At 71.8% G+C, this 17,923-nt stretch carries 16 protein-coding genes; 13 read left to right on the forward strand and 3 right to left on the reverse strand.

Going from position 1 to position 17,923, the window contains the following annotated elements:
• The first annotated feature begins 164 nt into the window (after window positions 1-164).
• On the forward strand, window positions 165-1,721 hold the full coding sequence (locus FIP57_RS01595) for a phytoene desaturase family protein (protein ID WP_148571257.1): 1,557 nt from the start codon (window positions 165-167) through the stop codon (window positions 1,719-1,721).
• A 21-nt stretch (window positions 1,722-1,742) separates the two neighbouring features.
• Here FIP57_RS01595 and FIP57_RS01600 read toward each other — a convergent pair whose 3' ends face one another.
• Genes FIP57_RS01600 through FIP57_RS01610 form a run of 3 tightly spaced genes read right to left on the reverse strand, consistent with a single transcriptional unit; the run spans window position 1,743 to window position 6,656 of the window.
• Window positions 1,743-3,146 (reverse strand): amidohydrolase family protein, encoded by a 1,404-nt coding sequence (locus tag FIP57_RS01600; protein WP_148571259.1) that lies wholly within the window; start codon window positions 3,144-3,146, stop codon window positions 1,743-1,745.
• Window positions 3,147-3,190: 44 nt separating this feature from the next.
• Complete coding sequence (locus FIP57_RS01605) at window positions 3,191-4,474, reverse strand: dihydrolipoamide acetyltransferase family protein (protein WP_148571261.1); 1,284 nt, start codon at window positions 4,472-4,474, stop codon at window positions 3,191-3,193.
• A gap of 1 nt (window position 4,475) precedes the next feature.
• Complete coding sequence (locus tag FIP57_RS01610) at window positions 4,476-6,656, reverse strand: alpha-ketoacid dehydrogenase subunit alpha/beta (protein WP_148571263.1); 2,181 nt, start codon at window positions 6,654-6,656, stop codon at window positions 4,476-4,478.
• Window positions 6,657-6,795: 139 nt separating this feature from the next.
• Here FIP57_RS01610 and FIP57_RS01615 point away from each other — a divergent pair, with 139 nt between their 5' ends.
• The 12 genes from FIP57_RS01615 to FIP57_RS01670 all read left to right on the forward strand — a co-directional run bounded on the left by FIP57_RS01615 (window position 6,796) and on the right by FIP57_RS01670 (window position 17,357).
• Window positions 6,796-7,311 carry a VOC family protein gene (locus FIP57_RS01615; protein ID WP_148571265.1) on the forward strand — a complete coding sequence of 172 codons (516 nt, stop codon included), beginning with the start codon at window positions 6,796-6,798 and terminating at the stop codon, window positions 7,309-7,311.
• Window positions 7,304-7,945 carry a GntR family transcriptional regulator gene (locus tag FIP57_RS01620; RefSeq protein ID WP_148571267.1) on the forward strand — a complete coding sequence of 214 codons (642 nt, stop codon included), beginning with the start codon at window positions 7,304-7,306 and terminating at the stop codon, window positions 7,943-7,945. Before FIP57_RS01615 ends, FIP57_RS01620 begins: the two co-directional genes overlap by 8 nt.
• Window positions 7,945-8,397, forward strand: coding sequence for a (2Fe-2S)-binding protein (locus tag FIP57_RS01625; protein ID WP_148571269.1), 453 nt, complete (start codon window positions 7,945-7,947; stop codon window positions 8,395-8,397). The genes FIP57_RS01620 and FIP57_RS01625 overlap by 1 nt, the downstream gene beginning before the upstream one ends.
• Window positions 8,394-10,397, forward strand: coding sequence for a xanthine dehydrogenase family protein molybdopterin-binding subunit (locus tag FIP57_RS01630; protein ID WP_148571271.1), 2,004 nt, complete (start codon window positions 8,394-8,396; stop codon window positions 10,395-10,397). Before FIP57_RS01625 ends, FIP57_RS01630 begins: the two co-directional genes overlap by 4 nt.
• A gap of 19 nt (window positions 10,398-10,416) precedes the next feature.
• On the forward strand, window positions 10,417-11,043 hold the full coding sequence (locus FIP57_RS01635) for a carboxymuconolactone decarboxylase family protein (protein ID WP_148571273.1): 627 nt from the start codon (window positions 10,417-10,419) through the stop codon (window positions 11,041-11,043).
• Window positions 11,040-11,939, forward strand: a complete 900-nt coding sequence (locus FIP57_RS01640) for an NAD(P)-dependent oxidoreductase (protein WP_148571275.1) — start codon at window positions 11,040-11,042, stop codon at window positions 11,937-11,939. The genes FIP57_RS01635 and FIP57_RS01640 overlap by 4 nt, the downstream gene beginning before the upstream one ends.
• Window positions 11,936-12,367, forward strand: a complete 432-nt coding sequence (locus tag FIP57_RS01645; protein ID WP_148571278.1) for a cupin domain-containing protein — start codon at window positions 11,936-11,938, stop codon at window positions 12,365-12,367. The genes FIP57_RS01640 and FIP57_RS01645 overlap by 4 nt, the downstream gene beginning before the upstream one ends.
• On the forward strand, window positions 12,364-13,059 hold the full coding sequence (locus FIP57_RS01650; protein ID WP_148571281.1) for a fumarylacetoacetate hydrolase family protein: 696 nt from the start codon (window positions 12,364-12,366) through the stop codon (window positions 13,057-13,059). Before FIP57_RS01645 ends, FIP57_RS01650 begins: the two co-directional genes overlap by 4 nt.
• 63 nt (window positions 13,060-13,122) lie before the next feature.
• Window positions 13,123-13,716, forward strand: coding sequence for a TetR/AcrR family transcriptional regulator (locus tag FIP57_RS01655; RefSeq protein ID WP_148571283.1), 594 nt, complete (start codon window positions 13,123-13,125; stop codon window positions 13,714-13,716).
• 10 nt (window positions 13,717-13,726) lie between these two features.
• Complete coding sequence (locus tag FIP57_RS01660) at window positions 13,727-14,497, forward strand: maleylpyruvate isomerase family mycothiol-dependent enzyme (RefSeq protein WP_203230989.1); 771 nt, start codon at window positions 13,727-13,729, stop codon at window positions 14,495-14,497.
• Window positions 14,498-14,548: 51 nt separating this feature from the next.
• The gene (locus tag FIP57_RS01665) at window positions 14,549-15,487 is read left to right on the forward strand and encodes a TIGR03086 family metal-binding protein (protein WP_238993204.1); all 939 of its coding nucleotides are present in this window, start codon (window positions 14,549-14,551) and stop codon (window positions 15,485-15,487) included.
• A gap of 253 nt (window positions 15,488-15,740) precedes the next feature.
• Window positions 15,741-17,357: an AMP-binding protein gene (locus tag FIP57_RS01670; protein ID WP_148571285.1), complete on the forward strand. Its 1,617-nt coding sequence runs from the start codon at window positions 15,741-15,743 to the stop codon at window positions 17,355-17,357.
• Window positions 17,358-17,923: the final 566 nt, after the last annotated feature.

Here is a 17,923-nt window from a genome sequence, read left to right on the forward strand (position 1 = left end):
ATGTCGCAATCGATTGCGGCTCTTGCAGTCTTGTGAGCCGTGCCACACCCTGTCAAGCACCTAAGCGGAATGTGGCCGAGCGGTGACCTCCGCGGCACGGGGTTCGACGTGCGTGGACTGGTCTGGTCTTGCAAACGGTTGCTGCCACTGCGACCCTCGGCGGCATGGTCACGGACACCGACCTTCCGACCGAGGCCGACGTCGTGGTGGTCGGCGCCGGGCACAACTCGTTGGTCGCGGCGGGCTACCTCGCACGGGCCGGGCTCGAGGTCGTCGTGGTGGAGGCGAACCCCCAGCCCGGCGGCAACACCCGCACCGAGGAGCTGACGCTGCCCGGTTTCGCGCACGACTCGTGCAGCAGCGCGCACGTGCTGATCCAGAACAACCCGTTGATCCGCGACGACGAGCTGGGGCTGGTGTCGACGTACGGGCTGGAGTACCTCGCCACGGACCCGGCGGTCGTCCTGCCCCAGGACGACGGCGACGTCCTGGTGATGCACCGCGACCTCGACGCCACCGCCGCCGAGCTGGCCCGCTGGTCGTCGGCCGACGCCCGGGCGTTCGAGCAGCTGATCGGCGAGTGGCGCGGCGGGCTCGCCGCGGCCCACGGGCGGTGGAGCTCCCACCTGCCGCCGAAGGGCGACGAGACCACGCGGCGCTACCAGGCGCTGCGCCGGCGCAGCGCCTGGGACGTCGTGCACCAGACCTTCGCGCACCCGGTGGTGCGTTCGTTCGTGCTGTGGCTGGCGATGGCCACGATCCAGGACCCGCGGCGCCCCGGCACGGGGTTCCTCCCCTCCTCGCTCGCGGCGGGCCGCCTCGACTTCGGGTGGACGACACCTGTCGGCGGCAGCCAGGCCCTGCCCGACGCGCTCGTCCGCCTGCTCCACGAGCACGGCGGCCGGGTCGTCTGCAGAGCGCCGGTGGTGCGCGTCCTCACCGACGGTGACCGCGCGACCGGCGTCGAGGTCGAGGGACGTGGCCCGGTGCGCGCCCGGCGTGCGGTGGTCGCCGGCGGCCACGTCACCACGCTGCCGGCGATGCTCGAGGGACGTGCACCGACCGCCGACCTCGAGCAGGCGCGCGCCACCTGGCGTCCCGGGCTCAGCGTCCTGGCGGTGCACGCCGCGCTGCGCTCGGACCTCCGCTTCGGAGCGTCCGCGGTCACCAGCGCGGCCGCCGGCCTCGGCACCTCCGAGGGCGTCGTACGCCACCTCGACCGGTTCGCCGCCGGCGAGTGGGACGCCGACGACCCGTGGCTCCTCGTCGTCAACCAGACCGCGGTGGACCCCACGCGCCGGCCCGAGGACGGCGGCGGGACGTTCAAGATCCTCACGATCGCGCCCTACGAGCTCGCCGGCGGGCGTTCCTGGGCCGACGAGAAGGACGAGTACGGCGCCCGCCTCGTCGAGCTGGTCCGGGCACGGGCCGCCGGGCTGGACGAGGCGGAGCTCCTGTCGGTGCGCACCGAGTCGCCGCTCGACGTGGCGGCGCACAACCCGCAGAACGTCGGCGGCTCCTGCCACGGCGGGGAGTTCGTCCTCGCCGGCGAGGTCGTCCCCGGATGGCAGCGCTACGACACCGACGTCCCGGGGCTGTTCCTGACGGGCTCCTGCGTGCACCCCGGCGGCTCGGTCTCCGGGCGTCCCGGTCGCAACGCCGCCCGGACCGTGCTGACGTCCCTCGGGCTCGATCCCGCGGCGGTGATGGGCCCGACCTGAGCCGGACCCACCACCGGCGACTCAGCGGGCCAGCAGGGCGGCCAGCGCCTTCTCCGTGGCGCGCACGACGCGTGCCTCGTCGACGTCCACGAGCTCCCCGCGGTGCTTGCGGATGCGGCCGTCGACGATGACGGTGTCGACGTTCTCCGCGCCGGTCGCCAGTGCCAGGGTGTTGGGCACGTCGGTGACGGGCGCCGTCGCGACGTCGTGGCGGCGCACCAGGATCAGGTCGGCGCGCTTGCCCGGGGTGAGCGAGCCGACGACGTCACCGAGCCCGAGGCTCCGCGCGGCGTCGATCGTCGCCATCTCCAGGATGCGGCGCGTGCCGACGACGAGCTCCTGCTCGGCGATGCCGCGGTAGAGCCCGGTGGTGAGCCGGAGCACCGACCACAGGTCGGCCGAGCCGACCAGCGACATGGTGTCGACGGACAACGTCAGCAGCATGCCGCTGCTCTCCATCTCCGGGACGGGCGTCACTCCGTAGCCGATCAGCAGCTCCGACCACGGGCTGATGCTGACCGAGGCCCCGCTCTCCCGCACCGCGGCCCGCTCGGCCTCCGTCGTGTAGAGCGCGTGGATCAGCTGGGTGTCCGGTGTGAGCATGTCCTGCTCCGCGAGCTGCCGGATCATCCCGATCTGGCCGTGCGCGCGAGTGGAATTGGCGTGGTAGCTGACCGGTAGCCCCAGCTCGCGCGCGGTGTCGTACTCGGGGCGGTAGACCGCCTCCTCGACCAGCCCCGGCGGCCGTCCCGCGAGGCCGAGGTGGAGCAACGGCACCTTGCCGGCGTCGAACCACTCACGCTTGACCCTCCGGATGTCCTCGAGGTCCACCAGCGACGTCGCCGGGTGACCCTGCGGCGTGCCGTAGGAGAACCGACCGCGCAGCCCGATCTCCCGGTGGGCCCGCAGGTTCGCGTCCGCGTGCTCGGGCGAGCGCAGGTTGTGGGACCAGTCGTGCACGGTGGTGATGCCGGTGTTCAACGCGTCGACGAGGGCCAGCCGCGCACCGTGGTAGAGGTCCGAGGGCAGCGCACGCACGCCGTTGGCCACGTTGAGGGCGAAGTACGCCGTCTCGGGCGAGCTGCTCGACATCGCCCGGTAGAGCGTCGTCCAGAGGTGCCAGTGGGTGTCGATCAGCCCGGGCATCGCGATCATGCCGCTGCCGTCGACCTTGGGGGCCTTCACCTCGAGGTTCCGGCCGACCGCGACGATCTTCCCGCCGCGGACGTGGACGTCGCCGTCCGGGAGGTCGCCGATGGTGGGGTCCATCGAGACGACGTGGGCACCGCGCACGACGTACTCGCGGTGCTTGGGCGGCTTGCCGCTGCCGGGGTGCGCCGCCGCGGGTGCGGCTGCGGCTGCGGCGGCGACGGCGCCCGCTGCCGCGGCACCTCCGCCCAGAACGCTTCTCCTGCTTACCTCCATGAGTCCCTCCACGAGACATCGGTGGCGCCGGTGCGGCGCCGGAGTCAGGCGAGCAGCCGGGCGGGGTGCTCCAGCAGCTCCTTGAGGGCGGCGAGCCAGCGCGCGGCGACCACCCCGTCGACCGGCCGGTGGTCGACCGAGAGCGTGACGGTCATCAGCTTCCCGGGCACGACCGCACCGTCCTCGACGACGGGCTCGTCGCGCACCGCGCCGACCGCGAGGATCGCGGCGTGCGGCGGATTGATGATCGCGGCGAACTCCTCGACGCCGTACATGCCGAGGTTGGTGACGCTGATCGTCCCGCCCTCCAGCTCGTCCTGCTTGAGCTTGCCCCCGCGCGCCCGCTCGGCGAGGTCGCGGATCCGGGACGACACCGCACCGACCGTCAGCGCGTTGACGTCCCGCACCACGGGGGTGAGGAGCCCCCGCTCGGTCGCGACCGCCACGGCGACGTCGACGGTGTCGAAGGTGCGCACGGCGTCCGGCGTCCAGACCACGTTCATCTCCGGCACCGCACGGTGGGCGGCGCCGACCGCCTTGACCACCAGGTCGTTGAGCGACACCTTCACGTCGCCGCCGTTGATCTCGGCGCGCATCGCGACGAGCGCGTCCGCCCGCACCGTCGCGCGGACGTAGAAGTGCGGCGCGGTCTGCTTGCTCTCGGTGAGCCGGTTCGCGATCGCGCGGCGCAGCCGGGAGTGCGGGACTTCGCCGGCGGCGGACGGCGCCAGGACGGGCGGGGCTTCCTGCGCCGCCGGGCGGGTCTCGAGCGCTGCCTCGACGTCGCGACGGAGGATCCGGCCGCGTGGTCCGGTGCCGACGAGCTCCTCGAGTGCGAGACCGCTGTCGCGCGCGATCCGTCGGGCCAGCGGGCTGGCGAAGACGCGGCCGTTCTGGCGCCGTGGCGGCGTGGGGGTGGCCGAGGTCAGCGGGACCGGCGGCACCGAGGGGCCCGACGTGACGGGCGCGCCCGACTCCGGGTCGACCGGCGGCGGGTCGGGGACCTCGCGCCGCTCGGGGACGACGCTCTCGGTGGCCACCTCGACGCCGAGCCGGGCCAGCACGGCGTCGAGGTCCTCGACCGCCTCGCCCGGTGAGCCGAGCACCGCGATCGGCGACCCGACCTCGACCTGCGAGCCCGGCGCGACCAGGGTCTTGAGCACGACGCCGGCGGCCTCCGCCTCGACGTCGACGACGGCCTTCTCGGTCTCGACCGTCGCGATCGCGTCGAGGGCGCCGAACTCCGCGCCCTCCGCGACCAACCACTCGGAGAGGACGGCCTCGGTCGCGTTGGCCGCGACCTCCGGCATGCGCAGCACCGTGGGCACGTCAGTACCTCACGATCTCGGCGAGCTCGGCGACGACCTCGTCCTTCTGGGCGATCGCCGCCCGCTCGAGCACCTTGCTGATGCTCGGCGACGCCTCCCCGCCGGTGACCCGGCGGACCGGTGCGTCGAGCAGGTCGAAGAACCGGCGGTGGATCTCGTCGGCCAGCCACCCGCCGTAAGACGTGCCCACCGCGCCCTGCTCGGCGATCAGCACCTGGTTGGTCTTCGTGAGCGACTCCTCGATCAGCTCCCAGTCGATGCTCGCGCGGTCGAGCCACCGCAGGTCGATCACCTCGGCGTCGACCTGGCCGAACTCCTCGACGGCCTCGAGCACGAACGGCACCATCCCGAGGTAGGTCAGGACAGTGACGTCGGCGCCTGGGCGGCGCACCACGGCCTTGCCGACCGGCAGGACGTAGTCGAGGTCGTCGACCGGACCGGGGCCCGTCGAGCCGTAGAGGTCCACGTGCTCGAGCACGACGACGGGGTCCTGGCAGAGCAGCGCGGCGTTCATCAGCCCGACGTAGTCGTAGGGCGTCGACGGCGCGACGATCCGCCAGCCCGGGTTGGTGGCGAAGATCCCGGCGGGGTCCATCGAGTGCTGCGAGCCGTAACCGGTGCCCATCGCGACCTTGCTGCGCAGCACGAGGGGTACGCCGGACCCGCCGCCGTACATGTGCCGGGCCTTGCCGATCTGGTTGAACAGCTGGTCGGCGGCGACCCACATGAAGTCGGCGTACATGAACTCGACGACGGGGGTGTACCTGCCGTCGAGCGCGATGCCGCAGGCGAGGCCGGTGAAGGCGTTCTCGCTGATCGGCGTGCCGAGCACCCGGCCGGGGAACCGCTCCGGGAGGCCGCGGGTGGCGCCGTTGGTGCCGCCGTTGAGCCGGTGCACGTCCTCCCCCATGACGACGACGCCAGGATCGGTCTCCATCCGGCGGCCCATGACGGCGGCCACCGCCTCGATGAACTTCGTCTCCTGCACGGGGACCGCGAAGCCGCTCGGCTGGACCACGCGCGCCGAGGCGAGCTCGGAGAGGTCACCTCGTACGCCGACGTCCACCCAGCTCGGGTCCGGCCACTCGTCGGGCTTGATCCGGCGTTGCCCGGGCTTGCCGCCGGGCAGCGGCTCGACGAGCTGGCTGCCGATCTCCTCCATGGCGGCCTTGGCCGTGGCGAGTGCCTGGTCGGTCTCCTCGGTGGTCATGATCCCGCGCCGCTGGAGGTGGGCGGCGGTCTGGGTGAGCGGGTCACGCGCGCGCCACGCCCGCTCCTCCTCCTTGTCGCGGTAGCCGAACGCGCTGCCGGCGAAGGCGCCGTTCTGGTGGAAGAACCGGTAGGTGTCGACCTCGACCACCGTCGGGCCGCGCCCCCGGCGCATGTGTTCGACGGCCTCGTTCATCGCGAGGTGGACCGCGAGCGGGTCCATGCCGTCCACCTTCCAGCTCGCGATTCCGAATCCGATCCCCCGGGCCGACAGCCGCGGCTCGCCGGTCGCCTCGTGGACCGAGGTGGAGACGGCGTACTGGTTGTTCTCGATGAAGAAGCAGACCGGCAGCGACCAGGCCGCGGCCAGGTTCATCGTCTCGAGCGTGGAGCCGATGTTGACCGCGCCGTCGCCGAAGTAGGTGACCGAGACGGCGTCACCGCCCGAGAACCGGTGCGACCACGCGAAGCCGGCGGCCTGCGGGACACCGCCGCCGACGATGGCGTTGGTGCCCATCGCGCCGGCGTCCTTCCACTGCAGGTGCATCGAGCCGCCGCGGCCGTGGCTCCAACCTCGGTCGAGGCCGCAGATCTCGGCGAGCGTGCGGAGGAGCACCTCACGCACCTGCTCCGACGGCTGCTCGAGCGGGTCGAGCCCCTTCGGCTCGACGTGGTGCAGCGCCTTGGCGAGGAACTGGTGGTGACCACGGTGCGAGCCGTTGACAGTGTCCCTGCTCGTCAGGGAGAGGACGGAGCCGACCGCACCGCCCTCCTGGCCGATGCTCGAGTGGGCGGGCCCGTGGATGAGCCCGTTGGTGGCCAGGTCGAGCACGTGCTGCTCGAAGGCGCGGATCCAGACCAGCTGCGCGTAGATCGCCCGCAGCAGGTGGGGGTCGGCGGCGTCCCAGTCGGCCTCGGTCGCCACGACCTCGACCCAGGGCGGCGAGGGCTCGAGCGGGTGGTGCTCAGGCATGGGCGTGTCTCCTTCGCTCCGCAGCACCTTGGCACATCATTGGATCCAAAATCCAGCCTCCAATGTGGTGGACGTCATACGGGTGAGCGTGCTTTGCTGCTGCTCTGATCACTGATCGGATCCGAAAGGGGTCGCGTCGATGCCGATGCCCGGGATGCGCCGGATGGACCACGTCGGCTTCACCGTGCCGGACCTCGACCAGGCGCACCGGTTCCTCGTCGACGTCCTGGGGTGCGAGTACCTCTACTCGCTCGGCCCGTTCCGCCACGACGACGACTGGATGGCGACCCATCTCAACGTGCATCCCCGGGCGGAGATGGTCGAGAACCGCTGGTTCCGGTGTGGCGACCAGGTCTACTTCGAGGTCTTCCACTACGAGTCCCCGGACCAGCGGGACGCCATCCCCCGCAACAGCGACATCGGCGGCCACCACGTCGCGCTCTACGTCGACGACATCGACGCGGCGGTGCGCCACCTCGAGGGCGAGGGCGTCCAGGTGCTGGAAGGGCCGACCGCGAGCAAGGGGCCGGCCGAAGGGAACCGCTGGGTCTACTTCCTCAGCCCCTGGGGGATGCAGTTCGAGCTGGTTTCTTATCCGGGTGGCAAGAAATGGCACAACGAGCACCCGCGCGGGGCGGACGGCAGCCGTGGCTGACGTCGGCAGCAGCCGCGTCGCGGCGTACCTCCGCGAGGCGATCCTCGGCGGCGACCTCCGCCCGGGCGACCGGATCCGGCAGGAGGAGGTCGCCGCGCGCCTCGGCGCCAGCCGCCTCCCCGTGCGCGAGGCGCTGCGGATGCTCGAGGCCGAGGGGCTCACGGAGCACCTGCCGCACAAGGGCGCACGCGTGCCGCGGCTCAGCCACCACGAGGTCGACGTCGTCTACCGCATGCGCGAGCGGCTCGAGCCGCTCGCCCTGGTCGAGAGCCTCCCCCGGCTCGACACCGCCGACCACGAGCGGCTGGAAGAGGTGCAGCGCCGGATCGAGGAGAACGACGACCTCGAGAAGTTCCTCGACCTCGACCGCGAGTTCCACATGCTCACCTACAGCGGCTGCGCGATCGACCTGCTCAACCAGAACATCACCCGGCTCTGGAACTCCACGCAGCACTACCGCCGCGCGTACGTCGCGCTCGGCGGGCGCAACCGGATGTGGGTCGTCAACGCCGAGCACCGGCTGATCCTGGACGCCGTGGTGCGGCGCGACGCCACCGACGCCGAGCGCTACCTCGAGGGGCACATCCGGCGCACCCGCATCGAGCTGTCGCACCACCCGGAGGTCTTCGACTGATGGAGCTCATGGTCAACGGCTCCCCCGTCGCGCTGACCAGCGACCGGGACACGCCCCTGCTCACCGCCCTGCGCGACGAGCTCGGGCTCACCGGCACGAGGTTCGGCTGCGGCCAGGGCCTCTGCGGCGCTTGCTTCGTCGATGTCGACGGAACCGTGGTGCCCGCCTGCCAGACGCCGGTGTGGCAGGTGGAGGGCGCGTCCGTCACGACGGTCGAGGGGCTGTCGCGGGACGGCGAGCCGCACCCGGTCCAGCAGGCGGTCCTCGACCGGCAGGCCGCGCAGTGCGGCTTCTGCATCTCCGGGGTCCTGGTCCGGGCGGCCGCCCTGCTCCGCGACGAGCCGGACGCCGACGCAGACCGGGTGGCCGAGGCGCTGGACCGCAACCTCTGCCGGTGCGGCACCCACCGGCGCATCGTCGAGGCCGTGCTGACCGCCCGGGAGCACGCGTGACCGAGCTGCCCGCCCACGTCGTCACCAACCCGCGGCTCGGCACGTGGGTCACCGTCGCCGACGGTCTCGTGGAGGTGCACGTCGGCAAGGTGGAGCTGGGCCAGGGCATCCTCACCGCGCTCGCCCAGATCGCCGCCGACGCGCTCGCCCTGCCGGTCGAGCGGCTGCGCGTGGTGCCGGCGCACACGGTCCACGGCCCCGACCAGGGCTCGACGTCGGGGAGCCTCTCGGTGTTCCAAGCCGGGCCGGCCCTGCGCCACGTGGGTGCGGTCGTCCGTGCGCTCGCGGACCCCTCGTCCCCCGGGTACGTCGACCGCGTCGGCGCCCTCGACCCCGACACCGACCTCACCACGGCGCCGACCGCGGGTGACGTCCCCGCCGCTGCGGTGGGGCGGAGCGAGCCGCGGCTCGACCTGCCCGACAAGGTGCTCGGCCGCCCCCGCTACCTCTCGGACCTGCGTCCCGAGGGGCTCCTGCACGGTCGCGTGCTGCGCCCGCCGTCGCCCGCGGCGCGGCTGCGCTCGCTCGACCCCGACTGGAAGGCGACCGGCGTCGAGCTGGTGCGCGACGGCTCGTTCCTCGGCGTCGTGGGTGAGCGGGAGGTCGACGTCGACCGCGCGCTCGAGCAGCTCGCCCGCGACGCCCTGTGGGACGAGGAGGACACGCTCCCCGACGAGACGGCGGTGGCCGAGTGGCTGCGGGCGGGGCCGCACGAGACCATCGAGGTGCTGGACGAGGAACCTCCCGAGGGCGCGCTGTCGGCGTCGTACTCCAAGCCCCTGCTGGTGCACGCGTCGATCGCCCCGAGCGCCGCGCTCGCGCGGTGGGAGGGTGACCGGCTCCTCGTGCAGACCCACAGCCAAGGGATCCACCAGCTTCGCGCGGCGATCGCCGGGGCGCTCGACCTCGACCCGACGACCGTCGTGGTGGAGCACGTCGAGAACGCCGGCTGCTACGGCCACAACGCCGCCGACGACGCCGCCTTCGACGCGGTGCTGCTGGCCCGCGCGGTGCCAGGACGCCCGGTGCTGCTGCGGTGGACGCGTGCCGACGAGCTCTCGTGGGCGCCGCTCTCCCCCGCCATGACGGCGACGGTCTCGGCCTCGATCCGGGACGGCCGCATCTCCGGCTGGTCCTACGAAGTCTGGAGCACCGGCCACACCTCGCGCCCCGGCTCGCGAGCCACCCCGAGCCTGCTCGCCGGGGCCCATCTCGCGACCCCGGTCCCGCTGCCGCAGCCGACCGACCCGCCGCCCGCGCGTGGCGGTGGCACCACCCGCAACGCCGTGCCCGGCTACGACGTGGGTCCCCGCAGGGTCGTCGGCCACCGGCGCGTGGACAGCCCGTTCCGCACCTCGGCGATGCGGGCCCTGGGCGCGTACTTCAACGTGTTCGCCGTCGAGAGCTTCATGGACGAGCTGGCGCTGGCGGCGGGCGCCGACCCGGTGGAGCTCCGGCTGGCGCACCTGTCGGACCCACGGGCGGCGCACGTCGTCGCCGAGGCGGCGCGGCTCTCCGGCTGGTCCGAGCCGGTGCCGGACGAGGTCGGCCGCGGCCTCGGCTACGCGCGGTACAAGGACAAGGGCGCCTACTGCGCCGTCGTCGCCGAGGTCGCGGTCACCTCGTCGGTCGACGTCCGCCGGCTGACCGTCGTCGCCGACGTCGGCGTCGTGGTCAACCCCGACGGGGCCCGCAACCAGCTGGAGGGCGGCGCGACGCAGGCGGTCAGCTGGACGACGAAGGAGCGCGTCCGCTTCGACCGGCGCCGGATCACCTCGACGGACTGGGAGCAGTATCCCCTGCTCACCTTCAGCGAGGCGCCCCAGGTCGAGGTGCACCTGGTCGACTCGTCGGCGACGTCCGTCGGTGCGGGCGAGGCCGCCCAGGGACCGACCGCCGCCGCCGTAGCCAATGCGGTGCACCGGGCGCTCGGCGTCCGGGTGCGCGACCTGCCCCTCGACGCCGCGTCGGTCGTCAGGGCCATCGAGCAGTCCGAGTGAACCCTCAGGAGGAGTCACCATGAGCAAGCCCCGTATCTCCTACGTCCCGTTCGAGGAGATGGACGAACAGATGCAGGCGGAGATGCGCCGCGCTGCGCGCGAGGGCACGCCGCGACCGGAGAGCAACGCCGTGCGGGCGCACGTGCCCGCAGCCTTCTGGGCGTTCGCCAAGCCGTGGGAGGAGATGTTCCGCAACGGCGTCTGCGACCACGCGATCAAGGAGCTGTGCCGGGTCTACATCTCACGCACCGTGAAGTGCGAGTTCTGCGGCAACCAGCGCTCGGAGAAGGGCCGGGGCGAAGGGCTCGTCGAGGGGCAGTACGACGAGCTGCTGAACTTCGAGAGCTCGGACAAGTTCGACGAGCGCCAGAAGGCCGCCCTCGCCTACGCCCAGGCGATCGCGTGGAACGAGGAGGACCGCGACGGGCTCTGGAGCCGGCTGCACGCCCACTTCAGCGAGGACGAGCTCGTCGAGCTCGGGTGCGTCATCGCGCTCACCTTCGGGCAGCAGAGCTGGATCCGGCTGCTGGACATCGACCACCACCAGTACATGGCGGGCACCGCCGCCTCCATGGCGCCGGGGTTCGAGGACGCCGAGGCGCTCGCCACGTCCAAGGCCCGCGAGGACTACTGGGCGGCCCGGTGAGCGACCTCCGCGCGATCGAGCGGGTCGGGTTCGTGGGGCTCGGCGCGATGGGCAGCGGGATCGCGCGTCGGATAATGGACGCCGGCCACACCGTCGTCGGGTGGAACCGCACCAAGGGCAAGGCCCAGGAGCTGCTCGACGCCGGCATGGGGTGGGCGGACACGCCGCGCGAGGTCGCCGAGCAGTGCGACGTGGTCCTCACGATGCTGACGAACACCGCGGCGATCGAGGCCAACGCCCACGGTCCCGACGGGCTTCTCGCTGGACTGCGCCCGGGGACCGTCTGGTCCGACCTGAGCACCATCGCGCCCGACGCCAGCGTCGCCCTCGCCGAGGAGGTCGCGAAGACCGGCGCCTTCTACCTCGACACCCCGGTGTCGGGGAGCCCGGCGACGCTGGCCGCCGGCCAGATGTCGGTGATGGTGGGCGGCGACCGGGCGGCGTACGACCACGTGGAGGAGCTGCTGCACGCGATCGGACCGAAGGTGACCTACATCGGCACCAACGGCCACGCGATCCTCACCAAGGTCGCCATCAACCTCACGCTGGTCGTGTCCGTCACCGCGTTCGCGGAGGCGGTCGCGCTGGTGGAGAAGGCCGGCGTCGACCGCGCCGCGGTCGTCGACGCGGCGTTGAAGAGCGTGGTGGCCTCGCCGGTGATCGGTTACCGCGCGCCCTTGCTCGTCGAGGACGACACGGTGTACGCCGACGTCGAGCTGCAGCAGAAGGACCTCGTCCTCGCCCAGGAGCTGGGGCGGCGGCTCGGAGCGATGGTGCCGACGTGCTCGGCGGCGAGCGAGATGCTCAGCGCGGCGCGCAGCAGCGAGCTGGCCGACCGCGACTTCCTGATCAGCGTGTCCGACGTGTACCGACGAGCAGCAGGAGTGGTCCGATGACCGACGCCATGCCCCCGTTCCGCACCACGGTCGACGAGGTCCCCCTCGAGCAGGACCTCCGCGAGGACGAGGGCTGGGTGGGCATGCAGGTGCAGTACCTCATCAACTCCGAGCGCGGCGGCTCGGACGCGCTGACGGTCGGCCGCACGGTGCTGCCGCCCGGCGCCCGCCACGACCGGCACCTGCACACCGACGCCGACGAGTTCCTCGTCGTGATGTCGGGACGCGGCGAGATCCACACCAACACCGGACGCGAGCCGTCGCAGGCCGGCGACGTCATCTTCACGCCGCGCGGCAACTACCACGGCTTCGTCAACACCGGTGACGAGGACGTGCTCCTCATCTGGGGCTGGAGCGGCGCCGGCTCGCTGAAGGCCGCCGGCTACGGGCTCCCGGGGCCCGACGAGACGTTCGACGACCCCGAATGAGCGACGTCGACCCGCGCATCGTCCGCGGCACCGAGCGGCTGCTCGAGGTCCAGTGCGACGCGGTGGACAAGGGCGCCGAGCGGCTGGGGTGGAAGGCCGGCTTCGGCGCGCCGTCGTCGCTCGCGTCGCTCGGCACCGACCGCCCGCTGGTCGGGTTCCTCACCCGTGACCGGCTGCTGCCCGACGGCGGCTCCGTCGACGTCTCGGGCTGGAAGAGGCCGGTGCTCGAGGCCGAGGTCGCCGCGCACATGGGGGCCGACCTCGGCGCCGGGGCGACGGCTGCCGAGGCGCTGGCCGCCGTCGGCGGCTGGTCGGTCGCCATCGAGCTCGCCGACGTGGACCGCGCGCCCGACGACGTCGAGGAGATCGTGGCGGGGAACATCTTCCACCGCCACGTCCTGCTGGGTCCCGTGGTCGGGCAGCGTCCCGAGCCGCTGGTGTTCGTCGTGACCAGCGACGGGGTCGAGGTGGCGCGGACCGCCGAGCCCGAGGAGATCACGGGCGAGCTGGGCTCGGTGCTCGCGTCGATGGCGGACACCCTCGCAGCGTGCGGGGCCGGGCTGCGCGCGGGCGACGTCGTCATCACCGGCTCGGTCGTCCCCCCGATCCCGCTGGACGGCGAGGCGAGCTGGCTCGTCGACGCCGAGGGGCTGGGCCGGATCGGCGTGAGGGTCGGCGCCGGGGTCGGCTGAGCGCTCTAGACGAGGCGCCGCGGCCCCTTGACGGGGGTCGCGTGGAGGCGGATTCTCCTAACCATGTTAGGAACTCCTACGCGCGATAGGGTCGCCGAACGTCGTGAGGCCACCCGCCGGGAGATCCTCGACGCGGCGTGGGAGGTGGCCCGGGAGAAGGGCATCGCGGCCCTCACCCTCAAGGACGTCGCCGACCGGGTCGGGATGCGTCCGCCGTCGCTCTACTCGCACTTCGCCTCGAAGAACGCCATCTACGACGCGATGTTCGGGCAGGCGTGGCAGGGCTGCCTCGACGCACTTCAGGCGTCAGTGGCGGACGGCCTCCCGGAGGAGCCGCGAGCGGCGTTGCTCGCGATGGGGCGCGCCTACTTCGAGTACGCCGTCGCCGACCAGGCCCGCAACCAGCTGATGAACGCCCGGATCAGCGCCGACTTCCAGCCGAGCCCGGATGCGTACGCGCCCTCGCTGGCGGTCTGGGAGCTGGGCCGGACCCACTTCGCCAGGCTCGGGTTGACCGCCGAGGCGGACCTCGACCTCTACTCGGCCGTCGTCGGAGGGCTCGTCGACGCCCAGCTGGCCAACGACCCCGGCGGCGACCGCTATGCGCGGCAGCTCGACCGCGCTCTCGGCATGCTCGCCGACCACTTCGGATTCTGAGGAGAGAGCCATGTCCATGCAGGTCGCAGAGAGACCGACCGTCCACGACAGCAGGTTCGACCACGAGACCGCCATGGCGCTGGCAGCCGAAGAGTACTCCCGGTTCGCCGAGGTGCTCGCCGGCCTGGCAGAGGAGGACTGGCGGGCCCCGACCAGCTGTCCCGGCTGGACGATTCGCGACATGGCCGGCCACACGCTGGGAATGGCCGAGTTCGCAGCGTCGCTGCCCGAGATGGCACGCCAGCTGGCTCGCGCCGGCCGTGCAGCGAAACGATCAGGGAGGCCGCAGATCGACGAGCTCACAGGCTTGCAGGTGCGCAAGCACGAGCACCTCGGCACCTCCGAGCTCGTGGAAGCCGTCCGGCGCATCGGGCCCAAGGCGGTGGCCGGGCGCCGACGTCGACCGGCGCTGCTGCGGGCGATGACGTTCGCCGACAGCGGGCCCGACGGTGCGAGCCCGGAGCGCTGGAAGATCGGGTTCCTGACCGACACGATCCTCACGCGTGATCCCTGGATGCACCGCAGCGACATCGCCCTGGCGCTGGGCCGGCCGATGGAGCTGACTCCCGAGCACGACGGCCTGATCGTCGCCGACGTGGTCGCGGAGTGGGCGCTCCGCCACGGACGGCCCTTCGACCTCACCCTCACCGGCCCGGCTGGGGGCCACTGGTCGTCCGGGGCGGCCGGCGAGTCGATCAGCCTCGACGCCGAGGAGTTCTGCCGGATCCTGTCCGGACGCGGCTCAGGCACGGGGCTGATGACGACGTTCGTGCCGTTCTGATCGTCTGGTCCGGGGCTGGCCGGCCCGGTGACCCGCGGGCACGATGGACGCATGGACCGGCCGGTCCTGAAGGAGTCCGCGATGGACGCTGGAACCCTGTACCACCGGTGCGTCGAGTACTTCGCCGATCGGGTCAACGCCGTGACGGACGACCAGTGGGACGACCCGACACCGTGCACGGAATGGACGGTGCGCGACCTCGCGAACCACGTAGCCGGCGAGGACCTCTGGACCGTGCCGCTGATGGAGGGCGCCACCATCCAGGACGTCGGCGACCGGTTCGACGGGGACGTCCTGGGCAGCGACCCGATCGGGTCGGCGTTGTCGGCGGCGCGGGCCGCGATCGAGTCGGTCGCGGAGCAGCTGCCTTCGGGTGGCACCGTGCAGCTGTCGTTCGGCGAGACGCCGAAGGAGGAGTACGTCCTGCAGCTGGCCGCCGACCACCTGGTGCACGGCTGGGACCTGGCGGTCGCCACCGGCGGCGACACCCGGATGGATCCCCACCTCGTGCACGGCGTGGCCTCCTGGTTCGACGAGCGCGAGGAGGTGTACCGCGGCGCCGGCGCGATCGCCGCACGTCACCGGCTCACCGGCGTGGACCAGGAGGACCTGCTGGCCCGGTTCGGGCGCGACCCGGCCTGGGGACCGAACCACCGGACGTTGGTGCGGTTCAACGCCAGCTTCGGCGGCGGCGACCTCGAAGGAGCGCTCGCGCTCGTCACCGACGACATCCTGTTCGAGAGCACCTCCCCGTCGCCCGAGGGGCAGCGGCACGAGGGCCGGGACGCGGTCCGGATGGCGTGGTCGGAGGTGATGGGGACGCCCGGCATGTCGTTCACCGAGGAGGAGTCGTTCGTGGCGGGCGACCGGGCGGTCGTGCGCTGGCGCTACGGCTGGGGAGGCGCCGAACCCGGGTTCGTGCGCGGCGTCGACGTGCTCCGGTTCCGCGACGGCCTGATCTCCGAGAAGCTCTCGTACGTCAAGGGGTGAGTCCTCGGACCGGGCCTCCACGCCGGTCCTACCGATCCGACAACGATGTCAGCTCTTGCGGGCTGCGGGTGCGTACCAGCGGCAACCCGGTCGGCACCCCTTCCACCTCCACCAAGGACGGCTGAGCGGCGTGGCTGCTCTGCGCGCACGTCGTCTGTGGCCGAGCAGAGCCGCGAGGTGGCATCGTGGCCACCGACCGCCGTGTCCCTGGCTCCTCCGGAGCCCACCGACCGGCCCTGCTCGAGGAGGATGCATGGAGTCCTACGCCGCCGGCGAGACCGAGCCGGCGCTCTTGGAGGAGACGATCGGCGCCAACTTCGAGCGGACGGTGGCGGCGCATCCGGATCGGGAGGCTTTGGTCGAGGTCGCCAGCGGCCGGCGCTGGACGTGGTCCGAGCTCGATCGCGACGTCGACGCGCTGGCGGTCGGGCTGGCCCGCGCCGGCATCCGAAGGGGCGACCGGGTCGGGATCTGGGCGCCGAACTGCGCCGAGTGGACGCTGACCCAGTACGCCACCGCGAAGATCGGCGCGATCCTGGTGAACATCAACCCGGCCTACCGGACCCACGAGCTGGCCTACGCCCTCAACCAGTCCGGGACGAAGCTGCTGATCTCCGCGACCGAGTTCAAGACCAGTGACTACAGAGCCATGGTCGACGAGGTGGTCGACCAGACGGCGGTCGAGCAGGTGCTCTTCCTCGGGTCGCCCGAGTGGGCCGACCACAACGTGCACGACCCCGGGACCACGCTCGCGGAGGTCCTGGACTACAGCCTCACCGATCTCTCACCGGACGACCCGATCAACATCCAGTACACCTCCGGCACCACCGGCTTTCCCAAGGGCGCGACGCTCAGCCACCGCAACATCCTGAACAACGGGTTCTTCACCACCGAGCTGATCAACTTCACCGAGCAGGACCGGCTCTGCATCCCGGTGCCCTTCTACCACTGCTTCGGGATGGTCATGGGCAACCTCGGCTGCACCACGCACGGCGCGACGATGGTGATCCCGGCGCCGGGCTTCGACCCGGAGATCACCCTTCGCACGATCGCCCAGGAGCGCTGCACCGGCGTGTACGGCGTCCCGACGATGTTCATCGCCATGCAGAACCACCCGACGTTCGCCGACCACGACCTCTCCACCCTGCGCACCGGCGTCATGGCCGGCTCGATCTGTCCGGTCGAGGTGATGAAGCGGTGCGTCGAGGAGATGCACATGGCCGAGGTGTCGATCTGCTACGGCATGACCGAGACCTCGCCGGTGTCGACCCAGACCCGCGCGGACGACGACCTCGAACGACGCACCGCCACCATCGGACGGGTGCACCCGCACGTCGAGATCAAGGTGGTCGACCCGGTCACGGGCGAGACCGTCGAGCGTGGACGGACCGGCGAGTTCTGCACCCGCGGCTACTCCGTGATGCTCGGGTACTGGGACGACGAGCAGCAGACCCGCGAAGCGATCGACGAGGACGGTTGGATGCACACCGGCGACCTCGCCGAGATGCGGGACGACGGCTACTGCAACATCGTCGGCCGCATCAAGGACATGGTGATCCGCGGCGGAGAGAACGTGTACCCGCGCGAGATCGAGGAGTTCCTCTACACCCATCCCGACATCGAGGACGTGCAGGTCATCGGCGTTCCGGACGAGAAGTACGGCGAGGAGCTCTGTGCCTGGATCAAGATGAGGACCGGGACCGAGCCGCTCGACGCCGACGCCGTGCGTGCCTACTCCAACGGAAAGCTGGCGCACTACAAGATCCCCCGCTACGTCATGGTCGTCGAGGAGTTCCCCATGACCGTCACCGGGAAGGTGCGCAAGGTCGAGATGCGGGAGAAGTCAGCCGCCGAGCTCGGACTGGCCTGACGTCGTCCGCCCCATGGTCGCGAGGCCGGCGAGCGGGGCGACGCCGCCATCCTGACAGAACGAGCACCCATCGGCTCGACCGCACGGATCGCGGCATCAGCGGATGCCAGCGTCTACCCTCGACAGGTGCAGGCAGAAGACCAGAGTTCTTGCGCCGACACGCGTTAGGCCGAGCCGGATGTCCGTCCGCTCGGCTTCATCGCACGCGGGGACCAATAGCCCGTGGCATGGGCAACGCTGCCCTGGCAATCTCGGGGGCCGCCATCGTGTGCGCAACCTGCGTTGTTCTCGTCGGGTACTAATCTGCACGACCGCGCGGACAGCGGCAGAAGCGGACGTCAGATCGCTTCACCCTGCAGGGCCCGATTTTGTAGCCGTCCTGTTCGCCAACCTTGAACACGAACGACACTGCTTGGCCCGGCTCCAGGTCACCGCCGCCCTTCACTGCGCTGAAATGGGCCTAGCAGCCGCCTGGGGTCTTCGGTGAGGACAAGACGCCCCACCCTTCTTCCACGTGCCACTCTCGAACGATGCCCGTAGTCGACACGAGGTCACCGTAGGACCTC

The sequence above is a fragment of the Nocardioides caldifontis genome, from assembly GCF_008087345.1.
GTDB lineage: Bacteria > Actinomycetota > Actinomycetes > Propionibacteriales > Nocardioidaceae > Marmoricola_A > Marmoricola_A caldifontis.